Origin of the sequence: Cohnella hongkongensis (assembly GCF_042654645.1) — a bacterium.
GTDB lineage: Bacteria > Bacillota > Bacilli > Paenibacillales > Paenibacillaceae > Cohnella > Cohnella hongkongensis.
Genome location: NZ_JBHSEP010000027.1, coordinates 1 through 19,585, shown reverse-complemented (window position 1 = coordinate 19,585; position 19,585 = coordinate 1). Strand labels below are relative to the sequence as shown.

Annotated in this window: 30 protein-coding genes; 28 read left to right on the top strand and 2 right to left on the bottom strand. The window is 55.4% G+C overall.

From position 1 onward, the window contains the following. The first annotated feature begins 19 nt into the window (after positions 1 to 19). The 25 genes from rplE to ACFO3S_RS24875 all read left to right on the top strand — a co-directional run bounded on the left by rplE (position 20) and on the right by ACFO3S_RS24875 (position 15,571). A complete protein-coding gene (rplE, locus tag ACFO3S_RS24995) occupies positions 20 to 562 on the top strand; it encodes a 50S ribosomal protein L5 (RefSeq protein WP_378101671.1) in 543 nt (180 codons plus the stop codon). A 50-nt stretch (positions 563 to 612) separates the two neighbouring features. Next, a complete protein-coding gene (locus ACFO3S_RS24990; protein WP_027087364.1) occupies positions 613 to 798 on the top strand; it encodes a type Z 30S ribosomal protein S14 in 186 nt (61 codons plus the stop codon). A 30-nt stretch (positions 799 to 828) separates the two neighbouring features. Next, a complete protein-coding gene (rpsH, locus tag ACFO3S_RS24985; protein ID WP_378101669.1) occupies positions 829 to 1,227 on the top strand; it encodes a 30S ribosomal protein S8 in 399 nt (132 codons plus the stop codon). Between the two features lie 30 nt (positions 1,228 to 1,257). After that, positions 1,258 to 1,800 carry a 50S ribosomal protein L6 gene (rplF, locus tag ACFO3S_RS24980; RefSeq protein WP_378101666.1) on the top strand — a complete coding sequence of 181 codons (543 nt, stop codon included), beginning with the start codon at positions 1,258 to 1,260 and terminating at the stop codon, positions 1,798 to 1,800. 61 nt (positions 1,801 to 1,861) lie between these two features. Beyond that, the gene (gene rplR, locus ACFO3S_RS24975) at positions 1,862 to 2,227 is read left to right on the top strand and encodes a 50S ribosomal protein L18 (RefSeq protein ID WP_378101663.1); all 366 of its coding nucleotides are present in this window, start codon (positions 1,862 to 1,864) and stop codon (positions 2,225 to 2,227) included. A gap of 27 nt (positions 2,228 to 2,254) precedes the next feature. Next, entirely contained in the window at positions 2,255 to 2,752 is a 498-nt protein-coding gene (gene rpsE / locus ACFO3S_RS24970; protein WP_378101661.1) for a 30S ribosomal protein S5, read from the top strand. 14 nt (positions 2,753 to 2,766) lie between these two features. Further along, positions 2,767 to 2,946, top strand: coding sequence for a 50S ribosomal protein L30 (rpmD, locus tag ACFO3S_RS24965; RefSeq protein WP_378101658.1), 180 nt, complete (start codon positions 2,767 to 2,769; stop codon positions 2,944 to 2,946). Positions 2,947 to 2,984: 38 nt separating this feature from the next. Continuing rightward, a complete protein-coding gene (gene rplO, locus ACFO3S_RS24960; protein WP_378101656.1) occupies positions 2,985 to 3,428 on the top strand; it encodes a 50S ribosomal protein L15 in 444 nt (147 codons plus the stop codon). Further along, positions 3,428 to 4,726, top strand: a complete 1,299-nt coding sequence (secY, locus tag ACFO3S_RS24955; RefSeq protein WP_378101654.1) for a preprotein translocase subunit SecY — start codon at positions 3,428 to 3,430, stop codon at positions 4,724 to 4,726. The genes rplO and secY overlap by 1 nt, the downstream gene beginning before the upstream one ends. Positions 4,727 to 4,753: 27 nt before the next feature. Then, positions 4,754 to 5,398: an adenylate kinase gene (locus ACFO3S_RS24950; RefSeq protein ID WP_378101652.1), complete on the top strand. Its 645-nt coding sequence runs from the start codon at positions 4,754 to 4,756 to the stop codon at positions 5,396 to 5,398. Between the two features lie 6 nt (positions 5,399 to 5,404). Next, positions 5,405 to 6,151, top strand: coding sequence for a type I methionyl aminopeptidase (map, locus tag ACFO3S_RS24945; RefSeq protein ID WP_378101650.1), 747 nt, complete (start codon positions 5,405 to 5,407; stop codon positions 6,149 to 6,151). Between the two features lie 15 nt (positions 6,152 to 6,166). Then, a complete protein-coding gene (locus ACFO3S_RS24940; RefSeq protein ID WP_378101647.1) occupies positions 6,167 to 6,523 on the top strand; it encodes a hypothetical protein in 357 nt (118 codons plus the stop codon). Positions 6,524 to 6,525: 2 nt separating this feature from the next. Beyond that, positions 6,526 to 6,741, top strand: a complete 216-nt coding sequence (gene infA, locus ACFO3S_RS24935) for a translation initiation factor IF-1 (protein ID WP_116065578.1) — start codon at positions 6,526 to 6,528, stop codon at positions 6,739 to 6,741. 152 nt (positions 6,742 to 6,893) lie between these two features. Continuing rightward, positions 6,894 to 7,007 (top strand): 50S ribosomal protein L36, encoded by a 114-nt coding sequence (gene rpmJ / locus ACFO3S_RS24930; protein ID WP_003333770.1) that lies wholly within the window; start codon positions 6,894 to 6,896, stop codon positions 7,005 to 7,007. 25 nt (positions 7,008 to 7,032) lie between these two features. Beyond that, positions 7,033 to 7,401, top strand: a complete 369-nt coding sequence (rpsM, locus tag ACFO3S_RS24925; protein WP_094050606.1) for a 30S ribosomal protein S13 — start codon at positions 7,033 to 7,035, stop codon at positions 7,399 to 7,401. A gap of 16 nt (positions 7,402 to 7,417) precedes the next feature. Continuing rightward, entirely contained in the window at positions 7,418 to 7,816 is a 399-nt protein-coding gene (gene rpsK, locus ACFO3S_RS24920) for a 30S ribosomal protein S11 (protein WP_378101644.1), read from the top strand. Positions 7,817 to 7,986: 170 nt separating this feature from the next. Continuing rightward, positions 7,987 to 8,931 carry a DNA-directed RNA polymerase subunit alpha gene (locus tag ACFO3S_RS24915; protein WP_378049948.1) on the top strand — a complete coding sequence of 315 codons (945 nt, stop codon included), beginning with the start codon at positions 7,987 to 7,989 and terminating at the stop codon, positions 8,929 to 8,931. A gap of 33 nt (positions 8,932 to 8,964) precedes the next feature. Beyond that, a complete protein-coding gene (gene rplQ, locus ACFO3S_RS24910) occupies positions 8,965 to 9,330 on the top strand; it encodes a 50S ribosomal protein L17 (RefSeq protein WP_378101641.1) in 366 nt (121 codons plus the stop codon). Between the two features lie 99 nt (positions 9,331 to 9,429). Beyond that, entirely contained in the window at positions 9,430 to 10,287 is an 858-nt protein-coding gene (truA, locus tag ACFO3S_RS24905) for a tRNA pseudouridine(38-40) synthase TruA (RefSeq protein ID WP_378101639.1), read from the top strand. Between the two features lie 254 nt (positions 10,288 to 10,541). Then, positions 10,542 to 10,979 carry a 50S ribosomal protein L13 gene (gene rplM, locus ACFO3S_RS24900; RefSeq protein ID WP_378101637.1) on the top strand — a complete coding sequence of 146 codons (438 nt, stop codon included), beginning with the start codon at positions 10,542 to 10,544 and terminating at the stop codon, positions 10,977 to 10,979. A gap of 18 nt (positions 10,980 to 10,997) precedes the next feature. Beyond that, the gene (gene rpsI / locus ACFO3S_RS24895) at positions 10,998 to 11,390 is read left to right on the top strand and encodes a 30S ribosomal protein S9 (RefSeq protein ID WP_378101634.1); all 393 of its coding nucleotides are present in this window, start codon (positions 10,998 to 11,000) and stop codon (positions 11,388 to 11,390) included. Between the two features lie 221 nt (positions 11,391 to 11,611). Beyond that, on the top strand, positions 11,612 to 12,304 hold the full coding sequence (locus ACFO3S_RS24890; protein WP_378101631.1) for a phosphoadenylyl-sulfate reductase: 693 nt from the start codon (positions 11,612 to 11,614) through the stop codon (positions 12,302 to 12,304). Positions 12,305 to 12,346: 42 nt separating this feature from the next. Then, on the top strand, positions 12,347 to 13,525 hold the full coding sequence (sat, locus tag ACFO3S_RS24885; RefSeq protein WP_378101628.1) for a sulfate adenylyltransferase: 1,179 nt from the start codon (positions 12,347 to 12,349) through the stop codon (positions 13,523 to 13,525). 93 nt (positions 13,526 to 13,618) lie between these two features. Then, positions 13,619 to 14,410 carry an N-acetylmuramoyl-L-alanine amidase CwlD gene (gene cwlD / locus ACFO3S_RS24880; RefSeq protein WP_378101810.1) on the top strand — a complete coding sequence of 264 codons (792 nt, stop codon included), beginning with the start codon at positions 13,619 to 13,621 and terminating at the stop codon, positions 14,408 to 14,410. Positions 14,411 to 14,455: 45 nt separating this feature from the next. Continuing rightward, a complete protein-coding gene (locus tag ACFO3S_RS24875; RefSeq protein WP_378101625.1) occupies positions 14,456 to 15,571 on the top strand; it encodes a P-loop NTPase in 1,116 nt (371 codons plus the stop codon). Between the two features lie 68 nt (positions 15,572 to 15,639). Here the strand turns inward: ACFO3S_RS24875 and gerD are convergent, their stop codons facing one another. Continuing rightward, positions 15,640 to 16,350 carry a spore germination lipoprotein GerD gene (gene gerD, locus ACFO3S_RS24870; protein WP_378101622.1) on the bottom strand — a complete coding sequence of 237 codons (711 nt, stop codon included), beginning with the start codon at positions 16,348 to 16,350 and terminating at the stop codon, positions 15,640 to 15,642. Positions 16,351 to 16,482: 132 nt separating this feature from the next. Here gerD and ACFO3S_RS24865 point away from each other — a divergent pair, with 132 nt between their 5' ends. Continuing rightward, positions 16,483 to 17,100: a KinB-signaling pathway activation protein gene (locus tag ACFO3S_RS24865; protein ID WP_378101619.1), complete on the top strand. Its 618-nt coding sequence runs from the start codon at positions 16,483 to 16,485 to the stop codon at positions 17,098 to 17,100. Here the strand turns inward: ACFO3S_RS24865 and pdaB are convergent. After that, positions 17,093 to 17,893, bottom strand: coding sequence for a polysaccharide deacetylase family sporulation protein PdaB (gene pdaB, locus ACFO3S_RS24860; protein WP_378101616.1), 801 nt, complete (start codon positions 17,891 to 17,893; stop codon positions 17,093 to 17,095). The two genes, ACFO3S_RS24865 and pdaB, sit on opposite strands and share 8 nt — an antisense overlap. Positions 17,894 to 18,109: 216 nt before the next feature. On the opposite strand from pdaB, the gene ACFO3S_RS24855 reads away from it, so the two are divergent. Together ACFO3S_RS24855 and ACFO3S_RS24850 are read left to right on the top strand one after the other, a co-directional pair. Continuing rightward, positions 18,110 to 18,721 (top strand): stage II sporulation protein M, encoded by a 612-nt coding sequence (locus ACFO3S_RS24855; protein WP_378101613.1) that lies wholly within the window; start codon positions 18,110 to 18,112, stop codon positions 18,719 to 18,721. A gap of 350 nt (positions 18,722 to 19,071) precedes the next feature. Then, the gene (locus ACFO3S_RS24850) at positions 19,072 to 19,302 is read left to right on the top strand and encodes a hypothetical protein (protein WP_378101610.1); all 231 of its coding nucleotides are present in this window, start codon (positions 19,072 to 19,074) and stop codon (positions 19,300 to 19,302) included. Positions 19,303 to 19,585: the final 283 nt, after the last annotated feature.

The window sequence follows — 19,585 nt, the reverse complement described above, 5'->3', positions numbered from 1 at the left end:
AAGGAGGTCATTGTGACTCATGGCAGCAAGAATGAAGGAACGTTTCCTGAATGAAATCACTCCTGCGCTGATGCAGAAGTTTAGCTACAAATCGGTCATGCAAGTGCCGAAGGTGGAGAAAGTCGTCATCAACATGGGCGTCGGCGAAGCGGTTGCCAACTCCAAAATCATCGATTTTGCAGTGGAAGACATGCAGAAGATTGCCGGTCAGAAGCCTGTTGTTACGCGCGCCAAGAAATCGATCGCGGGCTTCCGTCTGCGGGAGAATCTGCCGATCGGCGTGAAGGTGACGCTGCGCGGCGAGCGCATGTACCACTTCCTGGATAAGCTGTTCAACATTTCTCTTCCTCGCGTGCGCGACTTCCACGGCGTATCGACCAAATCGTTCGACGGCCGCGGCAACTACACGCTCGGTTTGAAGGAGCAGTTGATCTTCCCGGAGATCGAATACGACAAGATCGATAAAGTTCGCGGGATGGACATCGTCATCGTCACGACGGCACAATCGGACGAAGAAGCGCGTGAGCTGCTCACCCAATTGGGTATGCCGTTTGCGAAGTGACGATCACCCGGTCAATAGCAAAAGGTTACCTAATGGAGGTGTGAAAGCAAGTGGCAAAAACATCGATGAAAATCAAGCAACAACGCGCGCCGAAGTTTAAAGTCCAAGCTTACACGCGTTGCGAGCGTTGCGGCCGTCCGCATTCCGTACTGCAGAAGTTCAAGATCTGCCGGATCTGTTTCCGCGAGTTGGCATATAAGGGCCAGATTCCTGGCGTTAAAAAAGCGAGCTGGTAATCAGCCTAGTTCGGGAAGGAGGTTTACCCCATGGTTATGTCTGATCCTATTGCAGATATGTTGACGCGCATTCGCAACGCGAATCTGGTGCGTCATGAGTCTGTGGAATTGCCTGCGTCTACGGTGAAGAAGCAAATTGCTGAAATCCTGAAGCGCGAAGGCTTTATCCGCGACGCCGAGTACGTGGAAGACAACAAGCAAGGCTTGATCCGCATTTTCCTGAAATACGGACCGAACAACGAGCGCGTTATTACGGGCCTCAAGCGCATCAGCAAGCCCGGCCTGCGCGTATACACGAAGTCGAACGAAGTGCCGCGCGTGTTGGGTGGCCTCGGCATCGCGATCATTTCCACATCCAAAGGCATCGTCACCGACAAGGAAGCCCGTCAAGGGAACGCCGGCGGCGAAGTGCTCTGCTACGTTTGGTAATTTAACTGTCACACGATTGGAGGTGTACCCATGTCCCGTATTGGACGCAAACCGATTCAGGTGCCTAACGGCGTGAACGTGAACCTGGACAACAACGTAATTACGATCAAAGGACCGAAAGGAACTTTGTCCCGCGCGCTGCACGGCGATATGAAAGTTTCGTACGAGTCCGATGTCATTTCCGTTGAACGTCCTTCCGATAACAAGCTTCACCGTGCTCTGCACGGAACGACCCGCAGCGTAGTGGCCAACATGGTGAGCGGCGTAACCGAAGGTTATTCCAAAAATCTCGAGCTGGTCGGCGTAGGTTATCGCGCAAGCAAGTCCGGCGAGAAGCTTGTACTGAACGTTGGTTACTCTCATCCGGTAGAGTTCCTGCCGGAGAAGGGCATCGAGTTCGAAGTTCCTGCACAGAACAAGATTATCGTGAAGGGCATCGACAAAGAGCTTGTCGGCGCAACCGCAGCGAAAATCCGTGCCGTTCGCGAGCCGGAACCGTATAAAGGCAAAGGCATCAAGTACGAGAACGAGCGCATCCTTCGCAAGGAAGGTAAAGCAGGCAAGAAAAAATAAGACGTACGCGGCGGCTTAAGAGCTCTGCGTCGTTCATTTCATGAAGGGAGTGTAAATGCGGATGATTACAAAGGCCGATAAAAACAAGGCTCGTCTGAAAAGACACCTTCGGGTCCGTAAGAAAATCAGCGGGACGAACGAACGTCCACGTCTGTCCGTGTTTCGTTCCTCCAAGCACATCTATGCTCAATTGATCGATGACGTAAAAGGCGTAACTCTCGCCAGCGCATCGACGGTCGACAAGGAGCTTGCTGGAATCGGAAACGGCGGAAACGTGGAAGCAGCGCGCAAGGTTGGCGAATTGATCGCCAAGCGCGCGAAGGAAAAAGGATATGAGAACGTCGTGTTCGATCGCGGCGGCTACCTGTATCACGGACGTATTCAAGCACTGGCGGATGCTGCACGCGAAGCCGGTTTACAGTTTTAATTCATTTTTGACAAGGAGGTAAACGACTTGCGTGTAGATCCGAACACACTGGAACTGACGGAGAAAATGGTGCAAATCAACCGTGTCTCCAAGGTCGTCAAGGGCGGACGCCGCTTCAGCTTTAGCGCACTCGTCGTTGTCGGCGACGGCAAGGGCTGGGTTGGCGCAGGCATCGGCAAAGCGTCCGAAGTTCCTGACGCGATCCGCAAAGGCGTCGAAGACGCCAAGAAAAATCTGGTCTTCGTACCGTTCGTTGGAACGACGATTCCACACGCCGTTACGGGAAGTTTCGGCGCCGGCAAAGTGTTGTTGAAACCAGCATCGGAAGGTACGGGCGTTATTGCGGGCGGTCCTGTTCGCGCCGTGCTCGAGCTGGCTGGAGTCGGCGATATTTTGACGAAGTCGCTGGGATCTTCCAACTCCATTAACATGGTCAATGCGACGTTGGAAGGATTGTCCCGTCTGAAACGCGCCGAAGACGTAGCGAAACTGCGCGGCAAAACCGTTGCAGAGCTATTCCGTTAAGGAGGGGAAACAAGATGGCACAGCTTCAAATTACCCTCGTGCGCAGTTTGATCGGCCGTCCTGAGAATCAGCGTGAAACGGTGAAATCTCTGGGGCTCCGCAAGCTGCATTCGTCCGTAGTCAAGGAAGACAACGTCGCGGTTCGCGGCATGATCAATACGGTCAGTCACCTGGTAGAAGTTAAAGAAGTCTAAGATAATAAGCATAATATTTCAAGGAGGTGCGACGTACGATGAAATTGCATGAGCTGGCTCCTAACGAAGGCTCCAAGTTCACCCGCAAGCGGGTCGGACGCGGCGCCGGCAGCGGTCTCGGCAAAACGTCCGGTCGCGGTCACAAAGGGCAGAACGCTCGTTCCGGCGGCGGAGTTCGTCCGGGATTCGAGGGCGGACAAAACCCGTTGTACCGTCGGGTTCCTAAGCGCGGCTTCAACAACGATCGTTTTGCGACGGTGTTCGCGATCGTGAATCTTGACCAGTTGAACCGTTTCGAGGCGGGAACGGAAGTGACGCCGGAATTGCTTCTGAACGAAGGCATTCTGAAAAATCCGAAAGACGGAATTAAAATTCTGGGCAATGGCGATCTGAACGTGCAGCTGACTGTTAAGGCTCATAAGTTCTCTCAGTCTGCAGCAGAAAAAATTCAAGCCGCCGGCGGTAAAACCGAGGTGATCTAATGTTCGCGACCGTCACTAACATTTGGAAAGTTGAGGACCTTCGCAAGAGGATCCTCTTCACCCTTTTCATCCTGTTAATCTACCGTATCGGTTCTTTCATCCCGGTCCCGAACATTAACAAAGACGTGCTCCAGATGGCTGACCAAGCAGGAGCAGACCTGTTCGGCCTTCTGAACACGTTCTCTGGCGGTGCGCTGTTCAACTTCTCCATTTTTGCTCTGGGGATTACGCCGTACATTACGGCTTCGATCATCGTTCAATTGCTTTCCATGGACGTTATTCCGAAGTTCTCGGAATGGCAGAAGGAAGGCGAAAACGGCAAGCGCAAGCTGGCTCAGGTGACTCGTTACGGAACGATTATCCTTGGGCTTATCCAGGCTTTCGCTACGGCCATCGGGTTTAACCGGATGTACGCTTATGAAATGGTCATCGACGCAAACGTGGCGACGTACCTTATGATCGCCATCGTGTTGACGGCGGGTACCGCGTTCCTCATGTGGCTGGGCGAGCAGGTTAACGAGAAAGGCATCGGCAACGGGATCTCGATCTTGATCTTCGCGGCGATCGTCGCTTCTCTGCCCAAGCACATTCGCGATATCTACGAAACCCAATTCGTCGATGCCAGCCAGCTGTTCTTGAACATCGTGAAGATGGTCATCATCCTGCTCGTAATCATTCTGATTATTGCAGGCGTCATCTTCATTCAGCAAGGCGTTCGCAAAATCCCGGTTCAGTACGCGAAACGGGTTGTCGGCCAGAAAATGTACGGCGGACAATCGACGCACATTCCGCTTAAGGTGAATGGCGCGGGCGTTATTCCGGTTATTTTCGCAGTATCGCTGCTGATGTTCCCGATCACGATCGCGCAGTTCTGGGCGAACCAAAACTGGGCGCAATGGATCATTACCCATCTGTACTACGACAAGCCGCTCGGCATGGTTCTGTACGTGCTGCTGATTGTCGGATTTACGTTCTTCTACACGTTCGTTCAGTTCAACCCTCAACAGTTGGCGGATAACATGAAGAAGAACGGCGGCTACATTCCGGGCATTCGTCCGGGCAAGCCAACGGCCGGCTTCCTGACGCGCGTCATTACCCGCATCACGCTCGCGGGCGCGATCTTCCTGGCTCTAATCTCGGTGCTGCCGGTATTCTTCGGAGCGCTCGCAGATCTCCCGAAATCGGTTCAGTTGGGCGGCACTTCGCTCCTGATCGTCATCGGGGTTGCGCTGGAGACGATGAAGCAAATCGAAAGCCAATTGATCAAACGCCACTACAAAGGGTTTATCAATAAGTAATTTACGAGACGGACAGGAGGAACAGCAATGAACATCTTGTTTATGGGGCCTCCTGGCGCCGGCAAAGGAACGCAGGCAGAACGGATCGTCGCTCAATTCGGCATTCCGCACATCTCGACCGGTGATGCGTTTCGCTTAGCCATGAAGCAAGGCACGCCGCTCGGACAGAAGGCCAAGGAGTATGTCGACCAAGGCCTTCTCGTACCGGATGAAGTGACCAACGGCATCGTGCGCGATCGACTGGCGGCGGAAGACTGCGCGAGCGGATTTCTGCTCGACGGCTTTCCCCGGACGATCGCTCAAGCCGAAGCGCTCGACGGCATGCTCGCCGAAATGGGACGCAAGATCGACCATGTCATCAACCTCAAAGTGGACCGCGGTTTCCTGCTGGCCCGCTTGACCGGAAGACGGATCTGCAAAACTTGCGGCACAACGTATCATATTGTTTTCAACCCGCCGAAGCAGGAAGGCGTCTGCGACAAGGACGGGGGAGAGCTGTATCAGCGTTCCGACGATACGGAAGAGAAGGTGGGCACGCGTCTTGACGAGTACTCGAGCAAGACGGCTCCGCTGCTGACGTATTACGGCGACAAAGGTTTGCTCCGCGAAGTAGACGGCGAGAAGGATATCGATACGGTCACGTCCGATATCGCTTCCCTTCTCAGAGGGTAATCGGCCATGATCGTGATCAAGTCCGAGAAAGAGCTAAGCTTGATGCGGGAGGCGGGCAGAATCGTGGCGGAGACGCATCGCTTGATGAAGCAAGCGATCGTTCCCGGCGTGACGACCGCCGAACTCGATCGGATCGCCGACGCGTTCATCCGAAGCCAAGGCGCCGTTCCCTCTTTCAAAGGTTACAACGGTTTTCCCGCCAGCATATGCGCTTCCACGAACGAGGAACTCGTCCATGGGTTCCCCGGACCGCGGAAGCTCGTTGAGGGCGACATCATCAGCATCGATATCGGCGCACAGTATCAAGGCTATCACGGCGACTCCGCATGGACGTACGGAGTCGGACAGATCAGCGATGAGGCTCAGCGGCTGCTGGACGTGACCGAGGCTTCCCTCTATGCGGGGCTCGAGCTGGTCCGCCCGGACGTCAGGCTGTTCACGATCTCTCACGGCATTCAGAAAGTGATTGAGGAAGCCGGGTTCTCCGTCGTCAGAGAGTATGTCGGCCACGGCGTCGGCGCGGCTCTCCACGAGGAGCCGCAAATTCCGAACTACGGAGCGCCGGATCGGGGACCGAGACTGAAGCCGGGAATGACTCTCGCGATCGAACCGATGGTCAATGTAGGAGAGCGCTACGTGAAAACCTTGTCCGACAACTGGACGGTCGTGACCGTGGACGGATCCTTGTGCGCGCATTTCGAGCATACGATCGCCGTGACCGAAGACGGGTACGAAATCTTAACCCGTGCGTAAAGCCAGGTGGAAGATATGACGGTAAACGTGAAGCTCGCGCCCGGCGATCTCGTGAGAAGCCGGCGCGGTAAAGACGAAGGTGAGCTAGCGGTCGTGATCGCGCTCGTCGAGGAGCGATTCGCGCTCGTGGCCGACGGCGACAAACGCCGGTTCGATCGGCCCAAACGCAAAAACGTGCTGCATCTCGAACGGATCGGGTTCCGAAGCGAGGAAGTCGCCAGCAGCATTCGCGACACTGGACGCGTAACCAACGCGAAGCTTCGGTACGCTATCGGTCAAATCGAACGACGGCTCGCAGAGAGCGATAAGAAGGAGCAGGACTCCGCTTCATCGCTCTCGCTCGGAACGCATGCTGAAGAGAAAGGAGAATGACGGTGGCCAAAGAGGACGTCATTGAGGTGGAAGGAACGGTCGTTGAACCGTTGCCGAATGCCATGTTCAAGGTAGAGCTCGAGAACGGGCATCAAATCCTTGCGCATGTTTCCGGCAAGCTCCGGATGCATTTCATACGGATTCTGACGGGGGATAAAGTGGTAATTCAATTGTCACCCTATGATCTGACGCGCGGCCGTATCACCTACCGCAAGTAAGCTTTATCCGTTCGCGCGACGAACGCTCGATCGCACGGACGCGATGACTGAACGCGACGTTAAGCGACGCGATCTATCAGTCACGGTGTGACGACCGATCTGCGACGCCGAAGACGCGCACGATCGATCGCACAATTAAGGAGGGTATTATCATGAAGGTGAGACCATCGGTCAAACCGATTTGCGAAAAATGCAAAGTCATTCGCCGCAAAGGCAACGTGATGGTGATCTGCGAGAACCCGAAGCACAAACAAAAACAAGGCTAACGATAGAAGGAGGTGCCTCTAAACTATGGCACGTATATCTGGTGTTGACCTCCCGCGCGACAAGCGCGTGGAAATCGCCCTGACGTACATCTTCGGAATTGGCAAGTCCACTTCCCAGAAGGTTCTGGCGTCCACGGGCGTCAATCCCGACACTCGCGTTCGTGATCTGACCGAAGACGAGCTGGCTCGTCTGCGCGAAACGATCGACAAAGAAGTGAAGGTCGAGGGCGACCTGCGTCGCGAAATTGCACTAAACATCAAACGGCTGATCGAAATCGGCTGCTATCGTGGCATCCGTCACCGCCGCGGTCTTCCGGTTCGCGGACAACGTTCGAAGACGAACGCTCGTACACGCAAAGGTCCGCGTCGTACGGTAGCGAACAAGAAGAAATAAGGGGGGATAACAAAACATGGCACAAAAGGGCAAGAAAGTCGTTCGTACCAAGCGTCGTGATCGCAAAAACATCGACTCCGGCGTGGCGCATATCCGTTCCACGTTCAACAACACGATCGTTACGATTACGGACCCGCACGGCAACGCGATTTCCTGGGCTAGCTCGGGCAACCTTGGATTCAAAGGCTCCCGCAAAAGCACGCCGTTCGCGGCTCAGATGGCTGCCGAGGCCGCAGCTCGCGCTGCGATGGAACACGGAATGCGTTTGGTTGAGGTGTCCGTTAAAGGTCCTGGCGCAGGCCGCGAGGCCGCGATTCGTTCGTTGCAGGCCGCCGGTCTTGAAGTCAGCATGATCCGAGACGTAACGCCGATCCCGCATAACGGTTGCCGTCCTCCGAAGCGCCGCCGCGTCTAATAACGTTGCTGTTGTGGTATCAAACAAGAACAACTTGAGAATAATGGTTGTAACGGTTAGGCATACTACACGGTTTACCCCATAAACATTTCTCCTTATCGATAAGGCTGATCCATTTCGTTGGGTGAACAAAGGGCAACGTCAGCGACGTTTTGAAGGAGGTTTTGGTTATGATAGTGATCGAGAAACCAAAAATCGATTCCGTGGAAATTCATGATGACAAGAGGTACGGGCGTTTTGTCGTAGAGCCGCTCGAGCGCGGCTACGGCATGACGCTCGGCAACTCTCTTCGCCGCATTCTGCTGTCGTCCTTGCCGGGCGCGGCCGTCGTATCGGTGCAGATTGACGGCGTGCTTCATGAATTTTCTACGATTCCGGGCGTCATCGAGGATGTGACGCAAATTATCCTCAATCTGAAGCGCCTGTCGCTGAAGATTCATTCGGATGAGGAGAAAGTGCTCGAGATCGATGCGGAAGGCGACGGCGTCGTCACGGCCGGCGATATTCGCGCGGACAGCGACGTCGAGATTCTGAACCCGGATTTGCATATCGCGACTCTCGCTTCGGGAGCCCGACTGCACATGCGCATTTTCGCGCGCGTCGGCCGCGGTTACGTTCCTTCGGATCGGAACAAGAAGGAAGACCAGCCGATCGGCGTCATTCCGGTCGATTCGATCTATACCCCGATTACCCGCGTCAACTATCAAGTCGAGAACACGCGCGTCGGCCAGGTGACGAACTACGACAAGCTTACGCTTGAAGTATGGACCGACGGCAGCATTCGGCCTGAAGAAGCGGTGAGCCTGGGCGCGAAAATTTTGACCGACCACTTATCCTTGTTCGTAGGTCTTACGGATGAGGCTAAAGATACCGAGACGATGAAGGAAAAAGAAGAGGACAAGAAGGAGAAAGTGCTCGAGATGACCATCGAGGAGCTCGATCTCTCCGTCCGTTCTTACAACTGCCTGAAGCGCGCCGGCATCAATACCGTTCAAGAGCTGATCACGAAAACCGAAGAGGACATGATGAAGGTCCGCAACCTGGGCCGCAAGTCTTTGGAGGAAGTTCAAGAGAAGCTCGAAGAGCTGGGACTCGGCTTGCGTTTCGAGGAGTAGCATCGTTAGCAGTAGCAAAGGAGGGAAAACAAAATGGCTTATCAAAAATTGAGTCGCGACTCCAGCTCGCGTAAAGCGTTGTTCCGCGATCTGACGACCGACTTGTTCCTGTATGAGCGGATCCAGACGACCGAGGCGAAAGCCAAGGAAGTTCGCTCGATCGCAGAGCGTCTGATCACGTTGGCTAAGCGCGGCGACTTGCATGCGCGTCGTCAAGTGGCGGCGTTCGTTCGTCGCGAATCCCTGAATGGCGAGCAAGACGCCATCCAAAAACTGTTCTCCGAGCTCGCTACGCGTTATGCGGAGCGTCCGGGCGGTTATACGCGCATTCTGAAGCTGGGACCTCGCCGTGGAGATTCGGCTCCGATGGTGTTTCTCGAGCTCGTAGACCGCGCGTAAGAAGCGGAGCAAAAAAGGATGGACCGAATCCCGCATTCGGATCATCCTTTTTTTGTGCCCCCTGCGGGAACGGCGAATGCAAGGGTTGGAGGAGATAACGTGCGGAACATTGCCCTTATCGTCAGCTATGACGGCACGGAGTATCACGGGTTTCAGAGTCAGCCGGGCGGCAATACCGTACAGGACAAGCTGGAGGAAGCGATCTTCAAGCTGTCCGGGGAACGGGTGCGCATACTGGGCTCGGGACGGACGGATGCCGGCGTTCACGCCAGATGCCAGGTCGCCAACTTCACGACGTCGTCGGGCATCCCGATCGAGCGCTGGGCGATTGCGCTTAATACAAGGCTGCCGGACGATATCGTCGTTCAGAGCGCCTACGCCGTGCCGGACGATTTTCACGCCCGCCATCACGCCTTGAGCAAAACGTACCGCTACACGATTAACTGCAATCGAGTTCCGGATCTGTTCCGCAAGCGTTACGAGTTCCATCACCCGACACCGCTCGACGTCGAAGCGATGAGAGCCGGACTTGCGCTATTGGTCGGCGAGCACGATTTTTCCGCGTTCACGTCGCCGCTCTCCACCAAGCCGAGCCACGTCCGCACGATTCTCGGCGCACGGCTGGAGGTGGACGATCGGTTCGAGGCGGAAAGTCTGTATGCGAATCCGATCTATAACCGGCAATGGGACGAGAAGCAATATCCCGGGAAACAAAGAGGGATTATTCATCTGTACGTAACCGGAACCGGCTTTCTCTACAACATGGTGCGCATCATCGCCGGAACGCTGATCCAGGTGGGCGAAGGCAAGAGAACGCCAGAGGACGTGGCCGCCATCCTCGCGTCCCGCGACCGGGCGCTCGCCGGACCGACGGCGGTGCCGCAAGGGCTGATCTTATGGGAGGTCGTGTACGAGCGATTGCCGAACGGAACCGGACAGCTTGAAAATGATGGCTAAATATTTGCTAATGTTGGCTTGCATATACGCCTGGTTTCATGTACAATAAACTTTGTGCTTTCTGCGTGGCTTCCCACGGCCCCAGCGCAGAAACGCCGGTTATTTGGTGTGTTTGGCGAAATCGGCCTCGCCCGGTTTCCACATCCAAGCCAACGCATCTGCTTAAGCAATACCCGATATTCGCAATGAATAAGAATGAAATGTAAACGACGTACCCCATAAAAGCAGGGAAATCACCCGAAGGAGGATGTTTCATGCGTACCACTTACATGGCTAAGCCGCTTGAAGTCGAGCGCAAATGGCACGTCATCGACGCCGAAGGCAAAACGCTCGGACGTCTGGCCAGCGAAGCTGCGGCTCTGATCCGCGGCAAACACAAACCGGAATTCACTCCTCATATCGATACCGGAGATTTCGTTATCGTCATCAATGCGGAGAAAATCGTTCTGACCGGCAAGAAGCTCCAACAGAAGAAATACTACACGCACTCCCACTATCCGGGCGGACTGAAAACGACGACCGCTCAGGAAATGCTGAACAGAAAGCCGGCCCGCATGATCGAGCTGGCCGTGTACGGCATGCTTCCGAAGAACAAGCTCGGACATCAGCTGCAAAGCAAGCTGAAAGTGTACGCAGGCAGCGAGCATCCGCATCAAGCCCAACAACCTGAAGTTTACGAACTTCGCGGATAATAAAAGGAGGACTTTCGAATGGCTCAAGTGCAATATTTAGGAACGGGTCGCCGCAAGCACTCCGTTGCGCGGGTTCGTCTCGTGCCGGGTGAAGGCCGCATCATTATTAACAAACGCGAAATCAACGACTACTTCGACGTCGAGACGTTGAAGCTGATCGTTAAGCAACCGCTCAACCTGACCGAGACGGTGAACAAGTACGACGTGCTCGTGCTCGCTCACGGCGGCGGTACGTCCGGCCAGGCCGGCGCAATTCGTCACGGAATTTCCCGCGCTCTTCTTAAAGCGGATCCCGAGCTTCGCCCGGCGCTGAAGAAAGCCGGCTTCCTGACTCGCGATCCTCGCATGAAAGAGCGTAAGAAATACGGCTTGAAAGCGGCTCGTCGCGCGCCTCAATTCTCGAAACGTTAATTCTCTTATTCGCAGCAGAACCCCTTGGTCTTTGAGGCCAGGGGGTTCTTTTGCGTTTTGCCGCCCCGACGGGGGCAGCGCGGCGCCTCGACAACGGTTGGCGTGCCGGCGGCCCGCTTCCAAAAAAAGTTTAATCTATTTTGGATTGAAGTATTCCCGTCTCAGGCGTATAATGTATGTATTCATACTTAAATACTAGGGTTTAAGTGGAGGTCATGAGGATGAACTTGATCGAAAAGGAAAATCTGATTCGCGTCAAAGCGGAGGAGTTCGAGGACGCATCCGCGGAAACCGTTATCGCTTGGGCGATCGAGACGTTTCCGAACATTACGTTCGCGTGCAGCTTCGGCGCGGAAGACGTCGTTCTGGTGGATATGCTTCAGAAGATCAGCCCTTCTACGGACATCTTCTATTTGGACACCGATTTTCACTTTAAAGAAACATACGAGACTCGGGATCGGATCGCCGAGAAATACAACCTGAAGTTCGTCGAGGTCAAATCCAAGCTGACGCCGGAGCAGCAGGAGGCCGAATATGGGGCCGAGCTGTGGAAGAGCGACCCGACCGCGTGCTGCAACCTTCGCAAGGTCGAGCCGCTGACCCGCGTTCTCTCGACATACGAGGCCTGGATCACCGGGATTCGCCGCGATCAGGCGCCCACCCGCGCCAACGCGAAGAAGGTGGAGTACGATACGAAGTTCGGGCTGGTTAAGTTTAATCCGCTCGCCTCGTGGACGTCGGAAGACGTATGGGCCTACATTCGGGCGAACGATATTATTTATAATCCGCTGCACGATCGGAATTTTCCGAGCATCGGCTGCGAGCACTGCACGAAGCCGGTCATGCCGGGCGAAGACCCGCGGTCCGGACGCTGGGCGGGCAACGAAAAGACGGAATGCGGTCTGCACAAGTAAGGCGAACGGAACTCATAGGATAAAGAAGGAGCTATTTAGAACATGAGCGCAATCTTACCGCATGGCGGAACTTTGATCAATCGGGTGGCGGAAGGGGCGGAGCGCGAGGCGCTGCTGGCCCAAGCGGCCGAATCGGTTTCTATCCCGGTGAACGCCTGGACGATCTCCGATCTCGATCTGATCGGCGTCGGGGCGTTCAGCCCGCTGACCGGATTTATGAACGAGAACGACTATTTATCCGTAGTGAACGACATGAAGCTGTCGAGCGGCGCAATCTGGAGCATTCCGGTCACGCTCGCGGTGACGGAAGATCAAGCGAAGCAGCTGTCCGTCGGCCAGAAAGCCGCGCTTGTCGGAGAGAGCGACGGCATCCTGTACGGGGTGATCGACGTCGAGAGCATCTACAGGGTCGACAAGCGCCATGAAGCCGTACAGGTGTTCAAGACGGACGATATGGAGCATCCCGGCGTCGTGAAGCTGTTCGATCGACCCGACATTTATGTCGGGGGAGCGATTCAGGTGCTGAATCGTCCGGTTCCCGAGAAATTTAACGAGTTTTACTTCACTCCTTCGGAAACCCGGCGCAACTTCGCCGAGAAAGGGTGGAAGACCGTCGTCGGCTTCCAGACCCGCAACCCGGTGCACAGAGCACATGAATACATTCAGAAGGCGGCGATGGAGATCGTCGACGGCCTGTTCCTGAATCCTCTCGTCGGAGAGACGAAGTCGGACGACGTTCCGGCTAACGTCCGAATGAAGAGCTATCTGGCGCTTCTGGACCATTATTATCCGCAGGATCGCGTATTCCTGGGCGTCTTCCCTGCCGCGATGCGTTATGCCGGACCCCGGGAAGCGATCTTCCACGCGCTCGTTCGCAAAAATTACGGCTGCACGCACTTCATTGTCGGGCGCGATCATGCCGGCGTAGGCGACTATTACGGTACCTATGAAGCCCAGGATTTGCTGAAGACGTTGGCTTCCGAACAGCTTGGCATTACGCCGCTGTACTTCGAGCACAGCTTCTTCTGTACGAAATGCGGCAACATGGCCTCGAGCAAAACGTGCCCGCACGGCAAGGAAGACCATCTGACGCTGTCCGGAACGAAGGTTCGCGCCCTGCTGCGCGACGGAATCTGCCCTCCGCCGGAGTTTTCCCGTCCGGAAGTGGCTGCGATTCTGATCGAAGGCATGGCGGAAGCGAGCAAAAGCTACTCGATCTAAATTCATAAAAGTCCACCTTGTCCCATATGATGTAGGGAGCTTTCCCCGGGACGAGGTGGATTTATTTTGTTAAACGGACATCGAAAATCAGGATTGAACCCCCAAAAAAGGCGCATGCGTCTGGTCGTCTGGATGACGCGGCAGGCTATGCTTAGGCTCGGGATCGTCGTATGTCTGATCGCTTTGATCGCCACCGTATTTCTGAGCGAAATCCCGTCGTCGCGCACATGGACGCATTGGACGCTGCCGCTGTCCGGCAAGGTGATCGCGCTCGATGCCGGCCACGGCGGGGCGGACGGAGGAGCGGTCAGCCGGGAGGGCGTGATCGAGAAGGATTTGAATCTCGCGATCGTGCTGTACCTGAGGGACTATCTGCAGCAGGCCGGCGCTCTGGTGCTGCTCACTCGCGAAGGCGATTACGATCTGGCGGCGCCGGAGACGAGGAGTCAAGCTCGCCGCAAGACGGAGGATCTGCTGCGACGGGCCGATCAGGTCAGCAAGCAGCGGGCCGACATGACGATCAGCATCCACATGAACAGCATTCCGTCCCCCCGATGGTCGGGGGCCCAGACGTTCTATTCGACGAAGAACGCCGAAGGCAAGCGTCTGGCAACGGATATCCAGAGCGAGCTGAGAAGCGCGCTGGGCAACACTCAGCGAGTGGCCAAGGAAGCCGACTCCGTCTATCTGCTCAAGACGCTGGAGATGCCGACCGCGCTCGTGGAGGTCGGATTTCTGTCTCACCCGGAAGAGGCGCGTCTGCTCGCCAACGAAGAGTACCAGCGGAAGGTGGCGGCTTCCATCTATCGCGGAGTTCTGAAATTCGCCTCCGAAGCCCCGGGCTCTTCCGGTCGATCAGGTGCGTCGGGCGAGCCTGTGCTATAATGACAATAGCAAGGCACGGATTTCAATATATTGGGGGTCAAACTCGTGGTCACCAAAGAACAAGTACTGGAGGCTCTGCAGTCCGTGCAGGAGCCTACCCTTCAACGAAGCCTGACCGCTCTCGGCCTGGTTCGGGATACGATGATTCGAGAATCGGCCGTCTCGCTGACGATAGTGCTGCATCCGGACAGCATGGGACAGGCTTCCGACGTAGAACAAGGCGTCGTCGCGGCGCTCTCCGGGCTGATCGGGCAGCGGCCTCATATTCGTGTGCGAGCCATGACGGAGCGAGAGCAGTCTGAGGCCGAAGCCGGCCAGGGGGACGGGGGTCCGGCGGCCGCGAAGCCGCAGGAGGCTCCGGTCAGAGGCCATGGCGCCGGTCTGGAGCAGCATACGATTCTTCATCCCGCCAGCGGCGTGGAATTCATTGCCATCGCCAGCGGCAAAGGCGGCGTCGGCAAGTCGACCGTGACGGTGAATCTTGCGGTCGCGCTCGCCCGGAAGGGCAAGCGGGTCGGCTTGATCGACAGCGATATCTATGGCTTCAGCGTACCGGATATGATGGGAATCGAGGAGAGGCCCGAGCAGGTCGGCGATAAAATTAAACCGATCGAAAAGTTCGGAGTCAAGGTGATCTCGATGGGGTTCTTCGTCCAGGACAACAGCCCCGTCGTCTGGCGCGGGCCGATGCTGGGCAAGATGCTGCGCAACTTCTTCGCGGAGATCGACTGGGGCGAACTCGATTACCTGCTGCTTGACCTGCCGCCGGGAACGGGGGACGTGGCGCTGGACGTTCACCAGATGATTCCGCAGAGCAAGGAGATCATCGTAACGACGCCTCATGCGACGGCGGCGTTCGTCGCTGCCCGGGCCGGAGCGATGGCGATCAAGACGAACCACGAGATTATCGGCGTCGTCGAGAACATGTCCTATTTCGAGAGCAAGACGACGGGCGAGCGGGAGTACGTCTTCGGTCGGGGAGGCGGCGGCAAGCTGGCCGAGACGCTCGGCACCGATCTGCTGGCTCAGTTCCCGCTGGGGGCTCCCGATAACCATCCCGCCGAACCGGACTTCTCCCCGTCGGTCTACAAGGCCGATTCGGAGATCGGGCGGGAGTACTTGGCCCTGGCGCAGACGGTCATTGATCGTTGCGGGAAATAACGATTCATGAAGAAGGCTGTTCTCTTGGACCGGCGGCGCTTGCCGGGAGAGGAACAGCCTTTTTATCGTTAAGATTCGCTTTCTCCGCCACTTTCGCCTTCCGATTCGCCGCCCTCCGATTCTCCTCCTCCTTCGCCTCCTTGACCTTCTCCGCCTTCTCCGCCGCCTTCCTTTTTCTCCTCCTTCTTCTGAGGCTGGGGATTCAGCTCTTCCTTCACGACGCTTTGCAGCAGCTTCATGATTTCCAGCTTAAATAACGGGTTTTGCATCTGTTCGGTGACCGAGCTCATAATGACCTTGCGAACGTCGGGGTTTTTCATCGAGTCCGTCAAGACTTTCACCATCTCCGGCGTTTTGAACATATCTACGAGTTCCTTCTGATAGGCCGGATCTTTCATGAGCTCCTTGTGAATCTGCTTGTTGTCTTTGCTGACTGCCTTGGCGAATTCGCCGGCGAACTTGGGATCGCGCATAATGCCTTCCAGAATAGTGGAATACTCCGGGGCCGTCAGCACGTCCTTCACCGCCAGCCTAACCTGCGCCTGATCCGAAGGCGTCATGCTTTTCATCTGCAGGGTGCTGGCGCCGTATTGGGCGGTGGAGGCTTTCTCCATCGCCTTCTGGGCTTCTTCCGAGCCCAGAATGTCGATCACCATCGATTTTACGTCTTTGTAGCTGACTTGTCCGCCGCCGCCTCCGCCCCCGGACTCCTGACCGCAGGACGATAGCAGGAGGGAGGCCGCCAGCAGACATCCGAGTGCTCCCAAGCGATATCGCATACCGACCACTCCCTTCATAGGGTGATGGCTGTAGTATGCTTCGACAACCTTGTGAATATAAGGGGTTGTTCATGGCTTTTTAGCTTGTTCATGGTAAAATGAGAGTTGATCACTTAGAGGAGGTTTCCGGATTTGAGCTTACGCAAATGGATGAAATTATTCGGCATGACGATATTGATCGGTGCCATCGTTACTGTGGTCGGAAGCGTGTGCATCCAACTGTTTAATCCCGATTTCCGCAACGTCGAGGCAAGCGGTTGGCTGTCCTATGTGCTGATGATGGCTCTGATCGGAATGACGTTCGGAGCGTTCGCGCACATGGGCTTTTTTGCCTACATGATGTTGAACTACATCGCTCGCAGCGTCATTAGACGTCCTTATTACTGGGTGGCGATTCAAGGCTTCCTCGCTTTATTCGTACTGTTCGAAATCGCCTATTGGACATACGATTCGAGCTTTCCCGCCATGACGTTCTGGCTGACGCCTTTGGCGCTTCTGGCCGGCTCCGCTCTGGTCGCATGGATTAAAGTCGGACAGACGTCGCCCGGAGCCTGGATTCCGACGCTGTTCTTCATGATCGCCATTACGACCGTGGAGACGATTCCGGCGTTCAGGACCGGAGATATTTCTTCTCTGCTCTACCAGCTCATTCCGCTGTTCGTCTGCAACGGCTACCAGATTATGCAGCTGCATAAAATATTGGGGCAGCCGGTCGAATCGCAGCAGCCCGCCGTCTCGCCGTCTAAATAAAATAAGGGGAAGCTAGCTCGTTCCAGGCGGACCGATCCTGCACGATCTTGCCTTTCGTTTCCGTCTGATGGATCAGTTGGGACACGGTGACGAATTCGTAGCCCTTGGCGCGCAGCTGATCGATGATGATCGGGAGCGCTTCATGCGTCTGCTTGCTGGAGTCGCTGGCGTGCAGCAGAACGATGTCGCCGGCATGGGCTTTGCCGACTACCCGCTCTACGATCGTGTCGACGCCGGGGTTTTTCCAATCCAGGGAATCGGTGTCCCATTGAACGACCTTGTAGTTAAGCTCGTCGGCGATTCGCAGCACCCGCTTGTCGAAATCTCCGTTAGGCAGACGGATCAGCGTAGGAGACTTGCCGGTCATATCGCGCAGTATGCCGTCTGCTATCGTGATCTGCCGGCGGATTTCCTCGTCGGTGTACTGGCTGTAGTTGTCGTGCTTGTGTCCGTGGCTGCCGATCTCGTACCCGGCGTCGGCGATCTTCTTCACCAGATCCGGATGGGCCTTGCTCCAGGGAGAGGACAGGAAAAAGGTGACGTTCTCGACGTTTTTGGACTGGAGCACATCAAGAATCGGCTCCGCTCTTTTCTCTCCCCAGCTGATGTCGAAGGTCAGGGCAATGACTTTACGATCCGTCGGCACGTTGTATACGGCAGCCGGAGGGTGGGGGGCGAATACGCTCAGGTTGTTTTTCTCGACCCAGATGACGGCTACGGATAGAATGGCCGCAACGGTGAGAAAAAATGCTCTTTTGATGCGCCGTCCGTTAAATACGTAAAAAGAACTCATGGATACGATCGGCTCCTTCCGGAACAGAGTAGTCTACGGTTTCGTCTTGCGGGTTCTCTTGGACTGGCCGCGGGACTTGACTATTATCAATGTATGCTTGACCCATATAGATATTCGCATTGAGGAAGTTCAAATAAGTCCGCAGGCGGATCTTTTCGGAAGGCTGCATCAAACAGCGCCGAAATCCATAGTCTGTTGTTAATGGGGGATAAGCTTATGTTTACGCGCGCAGGCTTGCTGCTTACTTGGAAGGAGATTCGTCCGTACTTTATTTTCTCGATCATTTTGTTTTTCGCCGGGATGGTTATCGGGGGAACGCCGAACGCGCCTTCGGAATTTCTCAATCAGCAGCTCAAAGGAATCGAGTCGATCGCGAAATCGATCGACGCCTCCGAGCATCCCGAACGGACCGCGTTCCTGCTCATCACGATGAACAACGTCTTCAATACGATTATGGTGATGGGGCTCGGCATTTTCGCCGGCTTGATGCCCTTGTTCATGCTGGTATCCAACGGAATGATCCTCGGCTATTTGCTGTCCGGCTTCTCCGCCAACGGCGAGAATGTTTTCCTGCTTGTCGTTAAAGGTCTGCTGCCGCACGGTATTTTGGAGCTGTCTGCGGTATTTCTGGCTTGCGCGTTCGGCATGAGATTCGGATTGACGCTCATCCGCGGCGTATTCGGGTCGGCGTTCGGCCGGAAGGAGCCCTGGCAGCCCTTCGTCCGGACGGCGACAGGAGCGGTGCCGGCGCTGATCGCCGTCGTCGCTCTTCTGCTGCTCGGAGCCGTGGTAGAGAGCACGATTACGATGTGGCTGATGAGGTCCTGAATTTCCCGCGACAGGCGGAAGCGATCCTCCGAACATTTTAAGGGATTCGGAAAGTATGAAATTCGCTTTCTCTTTCTGAATCACCTCCGACAAAAACGCGATTCTGCGTTTAGAGGATGCCGAAGGCGTTTTTGCTTGGTGATTCAGAAAGTATAAAATTCGTTATCCTTATCTGAATCACCTCCGACATAAACGTTATCCCGCCGATCCTAAGGACGGCGTAAGCCGGCTTGTGTCATAAAGTGGGCGAAAATAGAGCATAACAGTAGAACGCGCCGGAATCTTCGCAGGCATTCGCCCCGACGTTTCCGGCCCTCTAAGCTGCCTAATCACGGGAGGATTCGCGCACTATGCTCGGAATGATGTTTACGGAAAAGGAATGCAGGGAGTTTGACTATTTGCTTCGCAAGGAAATGGACGAGATGCTGCTGGACATGAGCGATCGCCGGCTGGACGGGCCGGTGAAGGATGCGATCAAGCGGCGCTATAAGATCATTTTTAGAATGTATGCCCGCATAGCGCCGCCGAAGGAGCTGTCGCGATATGCGCTGGGGCTGAAATCTCAAAGCCACAAGTCTTGAGAAGAATGTACGGAAATCGAGAAATAAACTTGACCTTAGTATTGGTTTGTGATAAATTATCCTACGCCCCGCTTTTTGGGGAAGAGCTGACAGACTTTGAACGGCGATCAAGAAGTTTGAAAAAAACTCTTGCCAAGAGGTAGTCGGCTGTGATATATTATAAAAGTCGCCGTTAGCGCGGTAGACGCCAAAGCAACACCGATTGTTCTTTGAAAACTGAACATTGAGCGTAAGAAACAAAACATCGTCGAAAGACGGTAACCAGCAAGAAATGAGCCTCAAA